Raw genomic sequence first — 18,321 nt, 5'->3', positions numbered from 1 at the left:
GCCGAGTCTGTCGTTGTGACAAAGAATGACCCGCTATTCGATGGGCCGCAACCTGTTTGCGAGCCGCGTCCGGTTATAGATTGTAATCAGATCACTTGGGTCAACGGGAGACGCCGTCATGACAATGGAACACAGCACCACAGAACGCCACCCCGCCGCAGGAGAGGGCGACAGCCGCACGCCGCCGGAGATCAACGTCGAGCCGCGCAATCTGAGCTTCGACGTGGACGCCGAACTCAGCACGCTCTGGCATGGCGGCGACGCATTTAAAACCGCATTCTTCAATGCGCTCTCCCTGCAATTTCCCGAGGGCGAGCATCTGTTCATCAAGGCCGTGCGCGACTACCGCAAAAATGTGAAAGATCCCCAACTGCAACAGCACATTCGGGGATTTATCGGTCAGGAAGGCATGCATAGCCGGGAACACGCCCGCTACAACGACGCTCTGGCGCAACGCGGCTATAACCTGGACAAAATGAACGCCCGCTTTCACAAACACATGGAGTTTGTCGGCGGATTCAAACGCAGTCGCCGTCTGGCGGGGACCTGCGCCGCTGAACACTACACCGCCGTATTGGCTCACGGCGTATTGAAAAATCCAGACTGGATGGCGGGCGCCAGCCCAACCATGCAGGCGTTATGGCGCTGGCATGCGGTGGAGGAAATCGAGCATAAATCCGTGGCCTTCGATGTGTATCAAAGCCAGGTCGGTCTCTATCGGATGCGCTTCGTGGCGTTCTGGATCGTCACCTTCCAGTTCTTCCGCTTCACCTTCCTCAACACCTGCTCCATGCTGAAAACGGAGGGTAAATTCTGGGATCTGAAAACCTGGCTGCACGGACTGAATTTCCTGTGGGGCAAGCCCGGCGTGCTGCGTCAGTCATTGCCTCAGTTTCTGCGCTATTTACGTCGCGACTTCCATCCCTGGGAAGTGGACGACCGGGAGGAAGTGGCGCGCTGGCTCAACAATAATGAGCGCCCGACGGAGGCGGCTTGAGATTGCTGCAGGGCTCTATTTAAACTTCTACTTGCAGCGATATTGTTAGCGCACTAACATATTGCGCCATGAAATTAGATGACAGCCTGGGTTTTCTGCTCAACAAAGCCGCCGGAGAGATGAAATTCGCTCTGGAGACGGCGTTACGTCCCTATGATCTGACGCCGGGACAATGGTCAGTGCTGGCGCGGTTGCGACAAAACGACGGTCAGAAAATCAGCGAGCTGGGAAAATCGCTGTTTTTCGACCGCCCCACCATGTCGGGCATCATCCGTCGACTGGACGCCAAAGGGCTGATCCTGAAAGTCCCGGACGCTAGCGATCAACGCGCTTACCGGATACATATCAGCGCCAAGGGCGTTGAGCTAATGGGCGAGTTGCCGATTCTGGCCCAGGACATCAATGCGCGGGCGTTAAACGCCTTCACGCCTGAAGAAGCTTCCCAATTCAAAGACTACTTGCGACGCGTTTTGAAAAACATGTCGTAAGGCGTTTTTTTAAGCATATAGTTAGCGCACTAACAAAAAAGGAGTCTGTTTGTGAGAACTTTACTAAAAACTGTTCATCTACTGTCGATCGCCGTGTTCTTTGGCAGCATCGCCGCGTATATCTTCTTCGGGGCCATCCTGCCGGAAAATGACTTACGCGCTCTGACGCTGAACCGGGAGTGGGTCGCCGCCGGAACCGGTTGGCTGACGCTGCCGGCGATGTGGCTCGCCGGCCTCAGCGGCATTCTGTTGTCTGGAAAGCCCAAAGCGACCTGGTTGTGGATAAAAGTCGCCGGGTTTGTTCTGATCGCCCTGAATGCCCAGTTGATGGTGTATCCGGCCATTCTGCTATCCCTGGAGACGGTCAACGACGCCAATCAGGTCTTCGATCACGCCATGCTGCGGGAAGCGGTGTTCGGCGCGTTTAACGTGCTGCTGATACTGGCCCTTGTGGTGGTGGCGATTAAGAAACCGTTCCGCCGCAGCCGACCCGCCGTCTGATCACAGGGATTCGATCCGCTCCAGATAATCCTCCGCCTGCGCCAGGATCTCACGTCGCTGGTCTTGCGAGAAACGCTCCCAGGTCCGGTAGATCATGGCGAGCCGAGGGTTATGCTGAAGCTGTTCCCGATGCCGCTCAATAAAGCGCCAGTACAAGCTATTGAAGGGGCAGGCGTTGGCGCCGGTCTTGGCTTTGACGTCGTAACGGCACCCTTTGCAGTAATCGCTCATGCGCTGAATATATGCGCCGCCGCTGACGTAGGGTTTAGTGGCGATCAGACCACCGTCGGCGAACTGGCTCATGCCGCGGGTGTTGGGGGCTTCCACCCATTCGATGGCGTCTACGTAAACGCCCAGATACCATTCATCCACCTGATCCGGATCGATCCCGGTCAACAGGCAGAAGTTACCTGTCACCATCAGACGTTGGATATGATGGGCGTAGGCGTATTGCAGCGACTGCCCGACCACCTTGCTGACGCAACGCATATGGGTGTCGCCGTCCCAGAAGTAACTGGGAAGGCGTCTTCCTGCGTCAAGCGCGTTGCTTTGCATGTATTCCGGCATATTCGCCCAGTAAACGCCGCGCACGTATTCACGCCAACCGAGAATCTGCCGCACAAAGCCCTCGATCTGAGGCAGGCTGATGTCTCCATTAGCCTGCTCATAACGTTCCAGCGCCGCGCGGATCACCTGCATGGGATGCAACATTTTGGTATTCAAGGCGAATGACAGCCGGGAGTGATACAAACTCCACTGCGCCTCCACCGCGTCGGTCATGGCGTCCTGATAGCGCCCGAACTGAGGCAGACACCGTTCGCAAAAGTGTTGCAGCAATTGCTGCGCCTGACGCCGCGTCACCGGCCACAGCAAACGCTCATGGGCGACGCCGAAGGTCTTCGCCCCATGTCGCCGCAGACGTTCGAGAATGGCGCTGACATCATTATCGAAACACAGGGGATCGGGGATATCCGCCAACTGCTCCGCTTTGATTTTATTGCGATTTTCGCTGTCGAAATTCCACTTGCCGCCCAAGGGCGCGCCGTTCTGCATCAGAATGTCAAAGCGCTTGCGCATGCGCCGATAAAAATTCTCCATGGTGAGATGCTCGCCGCGCACAAAATGATCGGAGATCTCCGCAAAAGGCAGTAGAAAGTGCTCCGTGTCCGCCTGCGCGATTTCAATCCGCTCTCCTAATTGCAGTCGTTCCATCTGCTGCAACAGACGGTATTCGTCCGGGCGCTGATACTCAAAGCAGCGCACTTGATGACGCTCGCACAGATGCTTCAATAGCGCTGGCAAATCGGCGAACTCTTGTGTGTCATCCAGGGTCAGATGCAGCACGTCATGGCCGGCCTTCCGCAGGGCATCGGCAAATGCCTGCATAGAGGCGAAGAAGGCGCAGATTTTCTGCACATGATGCACGACATAATCGACTTCCTGAGGCAGCTCCGCAATCACGTAAAGGACGCCCGGATCTGTTTCCCGAAACCAACTGTGGGCGGCGTTGAGCTGATCGCCGAGCAACAACCTCAGCGTATGAACATGGGCGGGCATGATGCACTCTACCTGGCTTGACCGATGAAGCCCCCTCGCCTGCGTGTTGCGAACGGGTTGTCATGATTACGCCCTGGCGCTTGCTTCGGATCTCTGCTGACCTAGAATCACAAAACCTATTTACGAAAAGATCACGCCAGTATATGAAATGTCCCAAGTGTGGGTTTGAACAGAGGGATAGCAACGTCGACTGCGAAAGCTGCGGCATCGTATTCGCAAAATATTTGAAATATCACCCGCCGCAACAGGCCCATGACAGCCCACATCCCGCGCAGGAACCCGAGCAGGAAACGGAAGAAGCGGAAGAGAAAGTTTCCTGGCGGGAAATTTTGCTATATCCCGGCGACGCCTCTCCCGATCCCATTTCCGTCGGCGGACGCGCGCTGCTGTTGGCGGCGCTGGCGCTCTGGGGACTGTGGTTGATGACCTCCTCCATCGCGTCCAATGCGGCGGGCGAATCCTTTCTTCACCTGATTAATCTGCCTTTTCACGAAGCCGGGCATGTGATTTTTCGTCCCTTGGGGCAGTTCATCGCTTCCCTGGGAGGCAGTTTGGGCCAGTTGATCATGCCCGCCATCTGTTTTGGCGTTCTGCTGTTCAAACATCACAACACCTTTGGGGCCGCCGTGTGCGCCTGGTGGTTCGGAGAAAACTTTCTCGATCTGGCGCCCTACATCAACGACGCGCGCGCGGGACAACTGCCATTGCTGGGCGGCAACTTCGGCCACTCCTCCCCATACGGCTTCCATGACTGGGAGTACCTGCTCACGGAAACCGGACTGCTGCGCTTCGACCATGGCATCGCCCAAGGTGCCCATTTACTGGGTTCATTGATCATGATTGTCGCAGTCGTCTGGGGCGGCGTGGTGCTGTACAGCCAGTATCTTCTGATGCGCGAACAGGAATAACGCCGCGGCTACGCCAATTCATAAAGGACGTCGGGACAACGCTCTTCATTGCCGGAGCCGTCAGTAAAGCGCACTGGGACAAACCCGTGGCGTTCATAGAAGCGGCGTGCGTCCTGGTTTTGCTGAAAACAATGCAGCCTGACCGGCTTCGACGCCAGCGACAACGCATGGGTCAACAGCTGGGTGCCAATGCCGCGTCCGACAAAGTCAGGTGCGAGATAAAACTGAGTCAGCCAGGTCAGGCGGTCGCCTTTGTCCAGCGAGAGAAATCCGGCGATGCGCTCATCCGCCACGGCGAGCGTCACGGACTCGCGGGGAAGCAACAGATATCGCACCCAACCACGGACTTCCCGTTCCGAGTGGGCCATAGGAGCATAAGCCAGAAACTTCTTTCGCGACGCCAGCATAATATCAGTCACGGTATCGGCGTCAGCCGCCGTGGCCGGTCGCAATACTACATTCATCGTTTACTACCTCTCAAACAAGCATAGCCGATCGGATGGCCGCTGCTCGCCGTCCGGTCTTCTCACATCGACGCAGGCCGACGGGAGACGCCGATTTTGGCCAAATACGGCGGACTCACCTAAGCTTTAAAACGCACCCGTAAATCAAAACACCACGACGGAAATCCGATGATACGGCGTTTTCACTGGATACGGCTCCCACTGCAATCAGGATCAGCGCGCCGCGCGATCGCCGTGCTGACGCTGTCCCTCCTGCTGCTCCCGTCTTCGTCCGTCATGGCGGCGCAACGACCGACGACCATATTGGCCACACTCAACTGGGAGCCCTATGTCGGCGAAGAGATGCGCAATTTTGGATTCGTCTACGAACTGGTGACGGAAGCGTTCAAACGCGGCGGCTACACGCCCAACGTCAAATTCCTGCCCTGGGCGCGGGCGCTGGACATGACCGAACGAGGGGAAATGGACGCGCTGTTCCCGGAATATTACTCCTCCTCCCGCCTGGAGGATTTCGTTTACTCCGACCCCTTTCTCGGCGGCCCTGTAGGCTTTTACGTACGCAACGACAGCGGCATCCAGTTCAGCGTGGACCCCAGAAGAAATCAGCTTGAGGCGTTACAGGCGCTGTCTCAGTATAAATTCGGCGTGGTGCGCGGCTATATCAACACCGACACCTTTGACAGCGCGTCCTTCCTGTACAAGGAAGACGTCGTCGACGACCTCACCAATTTACAGCGTCTCTTCTATAACCGAGTGCAACTCATCTTCATCGACAAATTCGTCGCCCGCTACCTGCTGGAAAAAAACTACCCGCAATACCTGCGCGACCTCCGTTTTCTGGAGCCGCCCCTGGAGGTCAAATTCCTGTACGTGGTGTTTTCCAAAAAGGCGCCCGACTATGAAGACCAGCTGGCGGCTTTCAACGCCGGCTTGAAAGCCGTGAAAAAAGACGGAACCCTGCAGGATATTTATACTCGTCACGGCTTCCGGGAGGTCTTGGAATACGAAGGGGAGCTGGAAAGCCGTCGACTGATCCCCGCTCACTGAGGAGGGACTGTCCCCTCCTGTGAAGATAGACGCACTCCCTGCCTGTAAACCTTATACAGCAAATACCATGAGAACAGCGCGGGACCACCGCCTGCGACCCAGAACCCTACCAGCACGTCAAAGTCACCCGCCATGAGCCGACCAACCAAGGAGTGTTGATAAGACCGCCCGCCTGTGTCGCCAAGCATATAAATAAAAACACCATTTCCAGCAATCAAACCCAGCCATATCCATATCGGAACACTTCTCAGAACATAACTTGGGCGCCGTATCCATAACCATACTAATGACAGTAACCCGAGACCGGTCACTGCGAAAAAGATCATAATGCCAAAATCCACCCCCTGTTCATTCCGTATCGAATGCCAGAACACTAATGAAAACCCAAAGATATACATCATCGTCGTAGGGAGAATACACAGTAAGCCCAGCAACACCTTTAAACCTTTTAGCGCTACGTTTTTCATCAGCCATCCTTTTCCACATCGGCAGGTTTGCCCTTTAATACGGGGTTTTCTCTCGCGCATTCCGTCCGCATCAACCAGTCCCTAAACGCCCGGATTTTATTTTCCTCACTACGCGCCGGGTGATGCAATAAATAGTAGTTTTCCGCTTGCGGCAAGTTCCGTTCACTCAACGCCAGCAGCGCGCCGGAGCGTAGTTCCTGCGCCACCAGCACTTCCGGCAGCAAGGCGACGCCCAGTCCATGCATCGCTGCCTCGATCACCATGTAGTAATGTTCAAAGCGGGCGCGCCAGGTCGGCGTAGTGAAATCAAAGCCCTGCGCCTCGAACCAGTGAGCCCACACATGAGGCCGGGTGGAATGCAACAACAGGCGACCCGGGTCAGCTTCGCCCCGTCCCAAGGCCTCCAGTTCCTCACGCAGCGATGGCGCCGCCACCGGCAGCAGTCGCTCCTGGAACAGTTTATGTCTCCGCACGCCGGACCAGTCGCCCTGACCGATATACAGCGCCACATCCAAACCATGTTCATTCAGGTCCAATTCGGTGAACGCCTTGGAGAAATCGGAAGGCGTCGTCTTCACTTCGACCGAGATATTGGGATAACGCCGCTGAAAATCCTGCAACTTGGGAATCAACCATCGGGAACCCAACGTCGGCAACGCGCCGATCGTCAGCAGACCGCCCTCGCCCCGATGTTGCAGCAATTCATCTGTGCCCAGTGACAGGCGATCCAACGCCTGTGTGACATGAAACAGATAGGCGCGTCCGGCGGCGGTAAGTTGCAGGCGGCGCTTGTGCTGACTGAACAACGGCGTTTGCAGACGTTCCTCCAGCCCGGCGATAGCGCGGCTCACGGCTCCGGGCGTCACACAGAGTTCTTCTGCGGCCTTGGTGAAACTGAGGTGACGGGCGGCGCATTCAAACGTACGCACCGCGTTTAAGGGAGGCAGCATCCGCATAGTGCGAAAATCTCAACCAAATTGAGTTAATATCGCTTTTTAATCGTTAATTTCACAGTGATAATTGCACACAGCTCAATTATCACTTATTTCAGGAGGTATGTATGCGGCCGTTTCATCTGGCCTTTCCCGTGACGAATCTGGACGCCGCCCGCGCCTTTTATGTGGATCGTTTCGGCTGCGCTATCGGTCGTACCGCGGAGCGCTGGATCGACTTTGACTTCTTCGGCCACCAGATTACTGCCCATCTCGTGGAAAGCCCTCAGGAAGACGCCGGCCGCAACGCCGTTGACGGCGACAGCATCCGCGTGCCGCATTTCGGCGTTATTCTGGATAAAAGCGAATGGGAAACAGTGCGCGATCGCATTACCGAACGCTGCGACACCTTCCTGCTGGCGCCGAAAATCCGTTTCGTCGGCGAACCCGGTGAGCAAGGCACCTTCTTTGTCAGCGATCCGTCCGGCAACGTGCTGGAGTTTAAATACTTCAACAGCGACGCAGATATTTTCAGAACCTGATCCCGCTTCCAAACAACGGTAGAGATCTTCATGAACATCGTATTTCACAGCGCCGCATTCGACCTGCTGGCGTGGCGGCGAGTCGCTCAAACCATCAGCCCGGAATTCCAGCTGCTGGCGCCGGAAGACGTCGCTATCGAAGAGATCGATGTTCTGCTTATCTGGCGCCCCACTCTGACGGACTGGACCCAGGCGTGCAACCTGAAACTGGTCATCGGTCTGGGCGCAGGCATAGACGGACTGCTTCAACAATTACGCCTGCCCGCGGGGGTACCGGTAGAGCGTATGCGGGACGCTGGCATGCGTCAGGCGATGTCGGAATACGCCACCTACGCCGTCCTGCATTTCCAACGCAACTTCGACCAGTTTCGGCAAGCGCAACAGGACAAAGTCTGGCTGACTAACAGCCCTTACCGCGCTAATCGGGAGACCCGCGTCGGCGTACTGGGACTGGGCAGTCTGGGAGGCGCAGTCGCCCAACACCTGAGTCAGTTGGGATATCCAACGTCAGGCTGGTCGCGCAGCGGCAAGCTACTGTCCGGCGTCGCCACTTTCGCCGGTGAGACGGCGCTGGATGAATTTCTCGGGCAATGCGACATTCTCATCAACATGCTGCCTCATAATTCAGCGACGGAGAGCTTCCTGAACCGGGACCGTCTCTCCCGCCTGCCGCAAGGGGCCGCCGTGGTTTGCGTATCCCGCGGTGCGGTGACGGACGAAAACGCGCTTCTGGAGCACCTGGACAACGGCCATTTACGCGGCGCCATGATGGATGTATTCCAACAGGAACCCCTGTCCGACACCCATCCGTTATGGAGCCACCCGAAAGTGTGGGTGACGCCCCATCAAAGCGCGCCCACCCAAATCGAACCAGCGTTGCGGGAAGTCGTGGATATTCTGAGAGAGCGGGCGCTCAACTAAGTCCACCTCGTCGATTTTTTGTCCCTTCAACCCTGATTTAATTCGCACTTTTCACCGTTATAACACCGCATCTTGCACACGCTTTAAAACCAAGCCGGCCACATTTTTTCACGTCATTTCGAAACTATTTTTTAGCGCCCAAAACACGACTTTCTATCTTGTTAAAACCTCAAAAAAGCGGGCACTTACTCACCTTTTAACACATGCCATATATGGCTTATATGACGTATGAAAATTTTTTGTTACCTTCCAAATCTTCACAATTTTACCGCCATTTATGGACAAGGATTACATCATGGAGAACCAAGCTAAAAACAATATAGATTGGATTGATACGGCAAAGGGCGTTTGTATTTTGTTAGTGGTGCTTCACCACGTCATTATTACTTCCTATGCTTTGCCCGGAGTTGAGTTAAGCTCCACCGCCGTCAAGTTTGAACATTTTCACCATTTGGTGAGCACCTATCTGGCGCCGTTGCGCATGCCGCTGTTTTTTATGATCTCCGGCTTTCTGGTACACCGCGCCGTCACTCAGTATCGATGGCGCGATGTGGCGCAAAAGCGAATTTACAATCTGGTCTTTCTATTCGTGCTCTGGGGCGAGTTGCAATGGCTGGGAGTCACTATCGTGAACTGGGTGGGAGGCTCCGAGAAGCAATTAACAGAAGTCACCAACGCGCTGTATTCCTCTAATCCGGCGGAGTTCATCGCCCTGACCCTGACCGGTTCCAGCAGCCTTTGGTATCTCTACGCCCTACCCTGGTATTTCGCCATCTGCAAACTGATGTCCAATCGCTGGCCGCTGGCGATGCTGGTTTTGCTGACAGGTCATTTTATCGGACAAAACTTCGTCCATGATTGGCCTACCAAAAGCATCATCGCCAATGGCGTGTTTTACGGGCTGGGCTGTTTCTACGGCCGCCATCTGTTTTCTCTGCTCAGCCGCATCAGTCTGCGCAGTATCGGCCTGCTAGCGGTGTTTGGACTGGCGGCCTTGAGCTTGAAACTACTGCATTGGGAGCATTTCCTGTTCACCAGCTTGCTGCTAGTGAGCATCAGCGTCATGGGGTTCGCGTTCACACAGTCCATTGCGGATTTCAAAATGTTGCGCTGGATGGGCAAGAACACGCTGCAAATTTACGTGCTGCATCGGATATTTATTGAGATGGCGGGGGTCTGGCTGGCGCCGGCGCTGATCAAGGCCGGCGTATTCGACAGCAGTGCGGCGGTCACCGGTTGGTACGCGCTGTATCCGACCCTGGCGACCCTAGGCGTCACCGCCCTGTCTCTGTTCGTCTGGAGCCTCACCAATCGCGGCCCAGGCGTCTTTCTTTACACCGCGCCTGATTTCCATGTGCGGGCGGCGCGCCTCTCCGCACTGGTGTTGAAGCGTTAAAAACGAATAGGCCCGGTGCGGCGAACGCATCGGGTGCGTTTACAACGCCCCTTCCACATACTGATTCACAATGGCCTGATGGCGACCGTTGCTTTTCAGCTGATCCAGCGCCTGCTGAAAACGCTGCACCACGTCATCCGGCGTTTGCAGGCTGAACGCGAAATACTGATCTGAGTCTTTCAAAGTAAAGATCTCTTCATAGTCACCCGGTTTCAGTTTCATCTGCTTGATGTACCAGGCTGCGCCCAGCCTGCCGTATGCCCAAGCGTCCACCTGTCCAAGGCTCAGCATCGCCAGGGCTACCTGAGGGCTGGAGGTGCGCCGCAGCGCGCTGTCAGGTACGCCGTTATTGAGTAACAACTGTTCGCCGATATCGTCGCGCACGGTGGCGATGCGCAGCGTCTTCAAATCCTGCAGAGACGCAACGCGCAGGGATTTATCGCGGCGAGCGGTAATCACGATATGAGAGGGGATAATCGGCCCCACCCATTTGAACAGACCATCGCGATGTTCTGTGCGGGTCATGGCGAACAGCACCGCATTGCGGCTTTGCTGCACATGGGTGTAGGCGCGCGCCCAGGGCATCAACAACATATCTGCGCGGGTTTGCGAGTAACCGGCGATCTGCAGCATCTCTTCCATCAGGTCCACAGATACGCCTTGCAGACGACCGTTCTCTGCAAAGTTCAGCGGAGCGTAGTCCTCCGTCATCATATTTAAGTCGTCCGCGGCGCGGCAGACGCCCGCCAAAGCGAAACACAGCAATGTGAGGCGGACGGACAGTCTGATCAGAGCAGAAATTTTCGTCATCATCAGCGATATCCCTTGTGACTGAAAGCGCTGCCCCGGCGCGGGATTGTCTTGTTTGACGCGGTATCCGGACCGGGAATGTTAGACCTGAACCTGACCCATTCTATGCCCCTGCGCGCCGCTTTTTAACCCCTTATGGATTAAGGTTCCGCAGCCTTCACGGCTTGCCAGACCAGAAGCGAACAAACGTCGACGCCCTATCCCCAGGACGCCGTTTACAGGCAAAGATATGGCTAAAACAACCTATTTTATGTCATATACGCCAGTGTTAATCCTCAACGCCATGTGCGACGCTGAAAAATCCAAAAGGCTATCTGAAACACAGTAGACGCAATCAACAATAAAGGTAATACATCCATGAGCGAACTGCTTAATAAGCAATATCGTCTGGCCAAGCGTCCAGTGGGCGAACCCGGCGACGATACCTGGGAATTCTGCGAGAAACCTGTCGCGCAGCCAGGCGCTGATGAAGTACTGGTGAAAATTCAATACGTGTCTCTTGATCCCGCCATGCGCGGCTGGCTCAACGAAGGCAAGTCCTACATTGCGCCGGTGCAAATCGGCGACGTCATGCGCGCCGGCGCCGTTGGCGAAGTTATCGCCTCCAACCATGCCGGCTTCACGCCCGGAGACATGGTGGTGGGAACATTGGGCGTCCAGCAATACGCCATCTGCAACGGTAAAGAACTGCACAAAGTCGATACGCGCATCGCCCCGGCGCCACGTTATCTTGGCGTCCTCGGCATGCCCGGTATGACCGCCTATTTCGGACTGTTGGACACCGGCAAGCCGCAAGAGGGCGAGACCGTAGTGGTGTCCGGCGCCGCAGGCGCAGTGGGCGGGGTGGTGGGCCAGATCGCCAAGATCAAAGGATGTCGCGTTGTGGGTATCGCCGGCGGTACTGAGAAGTGTCGCTATCTGATCGACGAACTTGGCTTTGACGGCGTGGTGGATTACAAGAACGAAGATGTCATGGCGGGTCTGAAGCGGGAATGTCCCAACGGCGTCGACGTGTTCTTCGACAATGTCGGCGGCGATATCCTGGACGCCGTGCTTGCTCGCATCAATCTGCATGCGCGCATTGTCATTTGCGGCGCGATTTCCCAATACAACAACACCAAACCGGTAAAAGGTCCTTCCAACTATTTGTCCTTGTTGGTCAATCGCGCCCGCATGGAGGGCATTGTGGTGTTCGACAACAGCAAACATTACGGCAAGGCGGCCATGGAAATGGCTGGCTGGATGGCCGCCGGCAAACTGAAAGCGAAGGAGCATGTGGTGGAAGGCATTGAAAACTTCCCCAACACGCTGATGATGCTGTTCAGCGGCGACAACTTCGGCAAGCTGGTGCTCAAGGTAGCGGATAACTAAGGAGCGCGGATATGGCTTACGATCTGCAGGACAAGGTGATTCTGATCACCGGAGCCGCTTCCGGCATTGGCAAGGAAACCGCCCTTCTGCTGGCGCAGTTGGGGGCGGAAGTGGTTCTCTCCGACATTAATACGGAACAGGGCGACGCCGTCGCCGCATTGATTCGCGATCAGGGCGGCCGGGCGCATTTCTGCGCCGCCGATGTCACCCAGGCGGAGCAGGTCGCCCAGTTGCACGCCTTCGTAATGGAAGTCTGCGGCAGACTTGATTGCGCCGTTAACAGCGCAGGCGTAGAGCACGTCAACGCGAAGATGGCGGATATCGACGAAGCTACCTGGGATCAGGTGATCGACATCAACCTGAAGGGCGTGTTCCTGTGTATGCGTGAGCAGATCAAATGCATGCTGCCCCGCCGCGACGGGCGCATCATCAACCTCGCCTCTATCGCCGGTCTGCGCAGCGCGCCGTCGCTCGCACCCTACTCCGCCAGCAAGTTCGGCGTGGTGGGGCTGAGCAAGTCCGCCGCGGTCGAATACGCCAGCTCCGGCATTCGCATCAACGCAGTCTGTCCCAGCTTTATCAACACGCCGATGGTGCAACGCGCGCTGCAGGCGATGGACGAGAAGAAGGCGCTTAAGGTAGTGCGCGCCAATCCGATGCAACGGTTGGGCGAGCCGGCGGAAATAGGGCGTATGATCGCCTGGCTATGTTCAGATGAATCCAGTTTCATGACCGGACAGGCGGTGGCGCTGGATGGCGGATTAACCGCCTGAAGTCTCATCTGCTCCATCATTGATATGCCGGCGTCTTTCGTCAGCGTGACGAGCGACGCCGGATGTTGAAGGATCATGACGAGGCAGTTACGCCAATCGGCGCGCCGCCTCGAATAGGGGCTCAGAGGGCGTGGCGAACACCAGCCGCGGACCGACATTATGGGTCACCGCCGCCTTGATGATGACCGGGGTTACCGCATCCTGGTAGCGCAGATCAAATTCGATGTCCTCTTCTTCCCCATCGCCCAGTTGCGCCAAGGCCGCTAACGCCAGCGCGATCTTATCCTGCGCCAGCGGTTCATCCAGTTGCCCGCCCAAAGCGTCGAGAAAATCGCTCAGTCCATCGACCCCGCACGCCAGTTCAAATTCATGCATCGCTCCGCTCCTCCGAAGGTTATTCCACATGCGAAAATACTATACTCTTTGGTATCACAGGGAGTTTGATCCAAGGCAGAAAAACGATGTCGCCCATGCACTTGACTTGGGTCAGCAAGATAGCGTTAGCTAGAGCTATCCTAGTAATATTCCGAAACTCCGCTAACAATAATTAAGGATATTGCCTATGACATTTGATGTTGTCACCATCGGCAGCGCCACCGTAGATCACTTCGCCGACACGGATTCCGAGCTGATCCGCATCGACACGCGCACCACACATTCCGAACTCATCGCTTTTCCGTTAGGTAGTAAACTTTTAATCAAAGAGCTCAGAACCACCACTGGCGGCGGCGGCACCAATACCGCAGTGGCATTCTCCAGGCTGGGGCTGAATACCGGCTTTCTGGGCAAAGTCGGCGATGACGCCAATGGCGATTTCGTGCTGAATAAATTGCGCGAGGAACATATCAGTTTCATAGGCGCCCGAGGCGGACAGACCGGCTTTTCCGTTATCCTCAACAGCATCAAGGACGACCGATCCATTCTCGCCTACAAAGGAGCTAACGATCATCTTGAGACGGCGGATATTCAGCCCTTCCAGACCCGCTGGGTATATCTGTCGAGCATGCTGGAGCAGAGTTTCCAGACCGTCTGCGATCTGGTCGCCGGCAACGGCTTCAAGCTGGCCTTCAATCCCAGTAACTATCAGGCGGAGTTGGGCTACGCCAAGTTGTCGAAGTTGATCGACCGGGTGGAAATTCTGGTCATGAATAAAGAAGAAGCCTGTAAATTCCTCGGACTCAATTTCTTCAAGTCGCCATCGGTTCCCGACCTGATTCCAGAGCTGGCGAAGCTGCCGCCGGCCATTTTCGCCATCACGGACGGCGCGGAAGGGGCATATGTCTATGATCGCGAGCATTTGTATTATGCGCGCCCCCTGCCCGACCTGCAGGTAGTGGAGACCACCGGCGCCGGCGACGCCTTCGCCGCAACCTTTACCGCAGCTATTATTCTCGGCGAGAATACCGCCACAGCTCTCCACTACGCCATGACCAATTCGGAATCTGTCCTGCAACATAAAGGCGCCAAGGAAAAGCTGTTACCATTAGCGGAGCTACGGGATATTGCAGCCAGAACCCGTAGAGATATTGAAACACTGAATTTATAACTCGCCGGCGGCGTCAGAATGACGCGCCCGACAGCGCACAGCACGACAGTGGAGCCTCTTTAATGCAAAGCACAGAAACGATTCAATTGGAAGTCAAAAACGCGGTTCCCAGCGGCGGCGAACAAGAGACGGCGTTGTGCATCGACTTATGGCGTCAGATTGACGGTTTCTTCAAGGATCGTCCTTTCAAGGTGGAAGACCCCTATCGCGGCAAGCTCGGCGAATACGATATTTCTCTGGATGCGTCAGACATGGTGCGCGCACTGCAACAAGCCAAGGACAGCTCCGGCAGTTTCAATCACTATCGCCGCAAGCACGCCGAAGACAGCAGCGTCAGCCTGAGCGCCACGCTGAGCCTGAAAGTGGTGGCCCGTAACGACCTGACCGCCCCCTATTCCATTTATCACACCGCCAGCGTATTCATTCAACAACTGATGCTGGGCATGAACATCGCGCTGCCGGGCTCCTGTCAGCTCCTGGCGACCCAGTTCCTCGGCGAGCAGGCGCACCGTTTCGAGGCTCAGGATTTTGACTCCAAAGCGTTCTATGACGCCAATCAAAGCGCCGTGGACCATGGCTGGCCGCGCATCGGCCAGTTAAGTTTTGAGAAGGTCTGGGACTGGTTCGAAATGCTGGGAACCAGCCATCGTAATACCGCGATTTCCACCGCCAACAAAGTCCTGGTGGATATGCTGAAAATCGCCCAGCAACGCTATCGTTACGGCGCCCGCACCGCCATGCTGGTGGCCAATCAACTGGAAATGCTCATGGGCGCCCGCAGCGACGAAGACATGTTGCACCTACGCGAGCGGGTCACACTGGTTCTTGGGCGCCCGCCTGAATCGGCGGACTGCTTCAAAGAGTTGTATCGCCTGCGTCACGCCCTGTTTCTTGGCGAGCATCCGGTGCGTCGACCCGCTCTGGGTTATCACGACGCCGACGAAGAAATCAAACAACAGCTTTCCCAGCACAATTCCGGCGTGGAAAAAGCCATCGCGGTGGTTCTGGCCCTGGTGCAGGATCTGATTGAAACCCAGTCCCGTGAATACGCCTTTACCGAGCGAATGAGCCGCAAATAATGCCATTTGCCGAGTGGTAAGGGCGGCGCTGCCGCCCTTTTTCATTGGCTATTGCGAAAGCCCGTCTAAACTTAAAGTAAATAAATCCAACAGACCGACCAGATTTATGCCTTCCTTACTCCGTTCGCCCGGAGCTGTCCGATATTTCAGTGTTTGCGCCGCGCTGCTGGCGTTAATGTGGCTCATCGCCAGTCCGTTATCCCAGGCTGACGCCCTCCAACCCAAACTTCTGCTCGTGCTGAAGGGCGATAGCAACGCTTATTGGCGACAGGTTTATCAGGGCGCGCAAAAAGCCGCCAACGAGGCTGGCGTCACCTTGTTGCATCGCAGCACCAAGGATGACGGCGACATTGCGGGACAGATACAGATTCTGTCTTACCACCTTAGCCAAACGCCGCCGGATGTTCTGATTCTGGCGCCCAACTCCGCCGAAGATCTGGGCCCCAGTGTGGCTCAATACCGCGCCAGGAATATTCCCGTGCTGGTGGTGGACTCCGATCTCGCCGGCGACGCCCACCAGGGACTGGTGGCCACCGACAATTACGCCGCAGGCCAACTGGCCGCCCGCGCCCTGCTCACCACCCTCGATCTGAGCAAGAAGCGCAATGTGGTTCTGCTGCGCCTGCGGGCGGGCAACTCCTCGACGGATCAGCGGGAACAGGGGTTTCTGGACGTGCTCATGGAGTACGACATGATTCACATCGCCGCCGCGCCATATGTCGGCGACGATCGCGGCGCCGCGCGCAGCGAAATGCTGCGCTTGCTGAAGGAACTGCCGACCATCGACGGCCTGTTCACACCCAATGAATCCACAACTGTCGGCGCCCTGGTGGCGATTCGGCAAGCGGGTACAACAAAGCGGTTTGGCTTCATCGGTTTCGATCAGACGGAGGAATTGGAAGCGGCGATGTATGCGGGAGAAATCAGTAATCTGGTGGTGCAGAATCCAGAGTATATGGGCTATCTGGCGGTGCAGAGGGCATTGGATCTGATCAAAGGAAAGCCCATACCGGCGTTCACCGACACCGGCGTCAAACTACTGCAGCCGCTGCCCAAGCCCTGAATTAATCGCGGTCGCCCTGAAACCAGCGAAACAGATCCATGGCGAACACCATTGATATCGAACAACCGAAAATATACAGCGCAATCAACCATCCAGGCAGCGACTGAGACGCCTCCTCAGGCAACGCAAGATTGAGTAGATACAATAACAACAGCAACACGCCGCACAGCCTGAGCCGGTAGGCGCGGCTGACCAGTCTGGAAAGCATGAACCACTCCTGATCAAAACCCGAGGGTCTCATTAAATCCTATCCAGCGCCACCGAAACGATAACTCCACCACAGACTCAGCCCTAAGGTCTTGGCCTGCTTCCACTGCAGACGATCCATGGTCACGCCAAGATACAGGTCATAAACCTGCAGGTTGAGATTGAGGGCGTCCGCGTTGAAATAATAGCGACCTCCCAGCGTCAGCCCCTCATTGAAACGGTAGGCGGCCCCTATGAGACCCAAGTCGGACTTATCGTGACGCCGCCAACCAGCGCCCAGACTGACGGCATCGTTCAGGCGATATTCGCTCCATAAAAACCCTCGCAGCGGCAACTCCTGCACGTGATCACGATAGCCTTCATTACCGCTCAACGCCGGCGACACGTCCAAGGCGCCGTCTTCATCATAATCAATGGTGTCGGAGGTAGCGCGGGCGACCGTCGCCGTCGCGCGATCCCAGTATATGCGATTGAACGCATCTTCCAGCGCCAGTCGCGTCTCCCACTGCGGGTGAGGCCGCCACTGCAGATACAGATCCACCGCAAACCCATCGCCGCTGACGTTTTCTGGAGGTCGGTCCAGCAGGTGGTCTTCCGTATAGGCGTAATCCAGCTCCAACTCGCCTGTGGGTGAGGCATCTGGTGTATCCAGATAGCCGCGCAGATAGCCCTCAGTCAGCTCATCCGCACGAAAGTAGGAAAGCGCCAACTTGACGTTGAAAGCCTCCGTCAATGCAAACCGGTAGCCCAGCTTGACGCCTTTCGCACGCAGTTGGTTCGCCGCCAGGTAAAGGTCATAGTGGGCGTCGCTTTCATGAGGCAGGTCATTGTTGTAGAGGTATATCAGTTCCGCAGCGTCGGGACTGAATTCAAGGTAGTAGTCGTAACGCTCGACGAAGGACAGGCTCAGGTTGCGATATTCGGCGCCGATCTCGATATGATCATGTGTGTACGCCACATCGCCCCGGGCCACGGGATCGCCTTTCAGGTCATGGGCGATTTGGTAAATCGGCGCCGCATTGCTGTAGGAAAAGCTTTCCACCTCCGTATACAGCCGCCAGTCGTCATCGCTCGCCGCAACCATCTCCCCATAGACCAGCGTGCAACCCAGCGCGCCAATCAGCGTAATACGCCTTAGCTGTTTTCCATAATCAGACAAAAGCCAGATTCCGTTTTTAATGATTCGTTTCGCAAGCGCCAAGCGTTAAAAAGGGAGGACAAGCCTCCCTTTAGGTTTCGCATACTGTATTCA

The 18,321-nt window shown here is 56.1% G+C and carries 21 protein-coding genes; 13 read left to right on the top strand and 8 right to left on the bottom strand.

The window, feature by feature from the left end:
- The first annotated feature begins 118 nt into the window (after positions 1-118).
- The 3 genes from KP814_RS06330 (at position 119) to KP814_RS06320 (ending at position 1,986) form a co-directional block, all read left to right on the top strand.
- Positions 119-997: a metal-dependent hydrolase gene (locus KP814_RS06330; protein WP_216735962.1), complete on the top strand. Its 879-nt coding sequence runs from the start codon at positions 119-121 to the stop codon at positions 995-997.
- Positions 998-1,065: 68 nt separating this feature from the next.
- Entirely contained in the window at positions 1,066-1,485 is a 420-nt protein-coding gene (locus KP814_RS06325; RefSeq protein WP_216735961.1) for a MarR family winged helix-turn-helix transcriptional regulator, read from the top strand.
- A 51-nt stretch (positions 1,486-1,536) separates the two neighbouring features.
- Positions 1,537-1,986, top strand: a complete 450-nt coding sequence (locus KP814_RS06320; RefSeq protein ID WP_216735960.1) for a hypothetical protein — start codon at positions 1,537-1,539, stop codon at positions 1,984-1,986.
- Here KP814_RS06320 and KP814_RS06315 read toward each other — a convergent pair whose 3' ends face one another.
- Positions 1,987-3,543, bottom strand: coding sequence for a cryptochrome/photolyase family protein (locus KP814_RS06315; RefSeq protein ID WP_216735959.1), 1,557 nt, complete (start codon positions 3,541-3,543; stop codon positions 1,987-1,989).
- Positions 3,544-3,686: 143 nt separating this feature from the next.
- On the opposite strand from KP814_RS06315, the gene KP814_RS06310 reads away from it, so the two are divergent.
- On the top strand, positions 3,687-4,451 hold the full coding sequence (locus KP814_RS06310; RefSeq protein WP_216735958.1) for a zinc ribbon domain-containing protein: 765 nt from the start codon (positions 3,687-3,689) through the stop codon (positions 4,449-4,451).
- 8 nt (positions 4,452-4,459) lie between these two features.
- Here KP814_RS06310 and KP814_RS06305 read toward each other — a convergent pair whose 3' ends face one another.
- Complete coding sequence (locus tag KP814_RS06305; protein ID WP_216735957.1) at positions 4,460-4,915, bottom strand: GNAT family N-acetyltransferase; 456 nt, start codon at positions 4,913-4,915, stop codon at positions 4,460-4,462.
- Between the two features lie 168 nt (positions 4,916-5,083).
- Between KP814_RS06305 and KP814_RS06300 the strand changes: the two genes are divergently transcribed.
- On the top strand, positions 5,084-5,962 hold the full coding sequence (locus KP814_RS06300) for an ABC transporter substrate-binding protein (RefSeq protein ID WP_216735956.1): 879 nt from the start codon (positions 5,084-5,086) through the stop codon (positions 5,960-5,962).
- Here the strand turns inward: KP814_RS06300 and KP814_RS06295 are convergent.
- Both KP814_RS06295 and KP814_RS06290 read right to left on the bottom strand, forming a co-directional pair.
- Positions 5,956-6,429, bottom strand: a complete 474-nt coding sequence (locus tag KP814_RS06295; RefSeq protein ID WP_216735955.1) for a hypothetical protein — start codon at positions 6,427-6,429, stop codon at positions 5,956-5,958. The two genes, KP814_RS06300 and KP814_RS06295, sit on opposite strands and share 7 nt — an antisense overlap.
- Complete coding sequence (locus KP814_RS06290) at positions 6,429-7,379, bottom strand: LysR substrate-binding domain-containing protein (RefSeq protein ID WP_216735954.1); 951 nt, start codon at positions 7,377-7,379, stop codon at positions 6,429-6,431. Before KP814_RS06290 ends, KP814_RS06295 begins: the two co-directional genes overlap by 1 nt.
- 110 nt (positions 7,380-7,489) lie before the next feature.
- Between KP814_RS06290 and KP814_RS06285 the strand changes: the two genes are divergently transcribed.
- From KP814_RS06285 to KP814_RS06275, 3 genes are all read left to right on the top strand, one after another.
- Positions 7,490-7,903, top strand: a complete 414-nt coding sequence (locus KP814_RS06285) for a VOC family protein (RefSeq protein WP_216735953.1) — start codon at positions 7,490-7,492, stop codon at positions 7,901-7,903.
- 30 nt (positions 7,904-7,933) lie between these two features.
- On the top strand, positions 7,934-8,824 hold the full coding sequence (locus KP814_RS06280) for an NAD(P)-dependent oxidoreductase (protein ID WP_216735952.1): 891 nt from the start codon (positions 7,934-7,936) through the stop codon (positions 8,822-8,824).
- Between the two features lie 295 nt (positions 8,825-9,119).
- A complete protein-coding gene (locus KP814_RS06275; protein ID WP_216735951.1) occupies positions 9,120-10,220 on the top strand; it encodes an acyltransferase family protein in 1,101 nt (366 codons plus the stop codon).
- Positions 10,221-10,259: 39 nt separating this feature from the next.
- On the opposite strand, the gene KP814_RS06270 is transcribed toward KP814_RS06275, so the two are convergent.
- Positions 10,260-11,033 carry an ABC transporter substrate-binding protein gene (locus KP814_RS06270; protein WP_216735950.1) on the bottom strand — a complete coding sequence of 258 codons (774 nt, stop codon included), beginning with the start codon at positions 11,031-11,033 and terminating at the stop codon, positions 10,260-10,262.
- A 354-nt stretch (positions 11,034-11,387) separates the two neighbouring features.
- Between KP814_RS06270 and KP814_RS06265 the strand changes: the two genes are divergently transcribed.
- Together KP814_RS06265 and KP814_RS06260 are read left to right on the top strand one after the other, a co-directional pair.
- Positions 11,388-12,401 carry an NADP-dependent oxidoreductase gene (locus KP814_RS06265; protein WP_216735949.1) on the top strand — a complete coding sequence of 338 codons (1,014 nt, stop codon included), beginning with the start codon at positions 11,388-11,390 and terminating at the stop codon, positions 12,399-12,401.
- An 11-nt stretch (positions 12,402-12,412) separates the two neighbouring features.
- Positions 12,413-13,174 carry an SDR family NAD(P)-dependent oxidoreductase gene (locus KP814_RS06260; RefSeq protein ID WP_216735948.1) on the top strand — a complete coding sequence of 254 codons (762 nt, stop codon included), beginning with the start codon at positions 12,413-12,415 and terminating at the stop codon, positions 13,172-13,174.
- Positions 13,175-13,261: 87 nt separating this feature from the next.
- Here the strand turns inward: KP814_RS06260 and KP814_RS06255 are convergent, their stop codons facing one another.
- Positions 13,262-13,549, bottom strand: a complete 288-nt coding sequence (locus tag KP814_RS06255) for a hypothetical protein (protein WP_127974168.1) — start codon at positions 13,547-13,549, stop codon at positions 13,262-13,264.
- Between the two features lie 187 nt (positions 13,550-13,736).
- Here KP814_RS06255 and KP814_RS06250 point away from each other — a divergent pair, with 187 nt between their 5' ends.
- The 3 genes from KP814_RS06250 to KP814_RS06240 all read left to right on the top strand — a co-directional run bounded on the left by KP814_RS06250 (position 13,737) and on the right by KP814_RS06240 (position 16,862).
- Positions 13,737-14,720: a carbohydrate kinase family protein gene (locus tag KP814_RS06250; protein ID WP_216735947.1), complete on the top strand. Its 984-nt coding sequence runs from the start codon at positions 13,737-13,739 to the stop codon at positions 14,718-14,720.
- Between the two features lie 62 nt (positions 14,721-14,782).
- On the top strand, positions 14,783-15,799 hold the full coding sequence (locus KP814_RS06245; protein ID WP_216735946.1) for a hypothetical protein: 1,017 nt from the start codon (positions 14,783-14,785) through the stop codon (positions 15,797-15,799).
- 106 nt (positions 15,800-15,905) lie between these two features.
- On the top strand, positions 15,906-16,862 hold the full coding sequence (locus tag KP814_RS06240; RefSeq protein ID WP_216735945.1) for a substrate-binding domain-containing protein: 957 nt from the start codon (positions 15,906-15,908) through the stop codon (positions 16,860-16,862).
- A gap of 1 nt (position 16,863) precedes the next feature.
- Here KP814_RS06240 and KP814_RS06235 read toward each other — a convergent pair whose 3' ends face one another.
- Positions 16,864-17,070, bottom strand: a complete 207-nt coding sequence (locus tag KP814_RS06235; RefSeq protein WP_216735944.1) for a hypothetical protein — start codon at positions 17,068-17,070, stop codon at positions 16,864-16,866.
- A 39-nt stretch (positions 17,071-17,109) separates the two neighbouring features.
- Positions 17,110-18,228 (bottom strand): hypothetical protein, encoded by a 1,119-nt coding sequence (locus tag KP814_RS06230; protein WP_216735943.1) that lies wholly within the window; start codon positions 18,226-18,228, stop codon positions 17,110-17,112.
- Positions 18,229-18,321: the final 93 nt, after the last annotated feature.

The sequence above is a fragment of the Hahella sp. HN01 genome (genome assembly GCF_018986435.1).
GTDB lineage: Bacteria > Pseudomonadota > Gammaproteobacteria > Pseudomonadales > Oleiphilaceae > Hahella.
The sequence above is the reverse complement of the archived record's forward strand: the minus strand, read 5'-3'. Positions and strand labels throughout refer to the sequence as shown.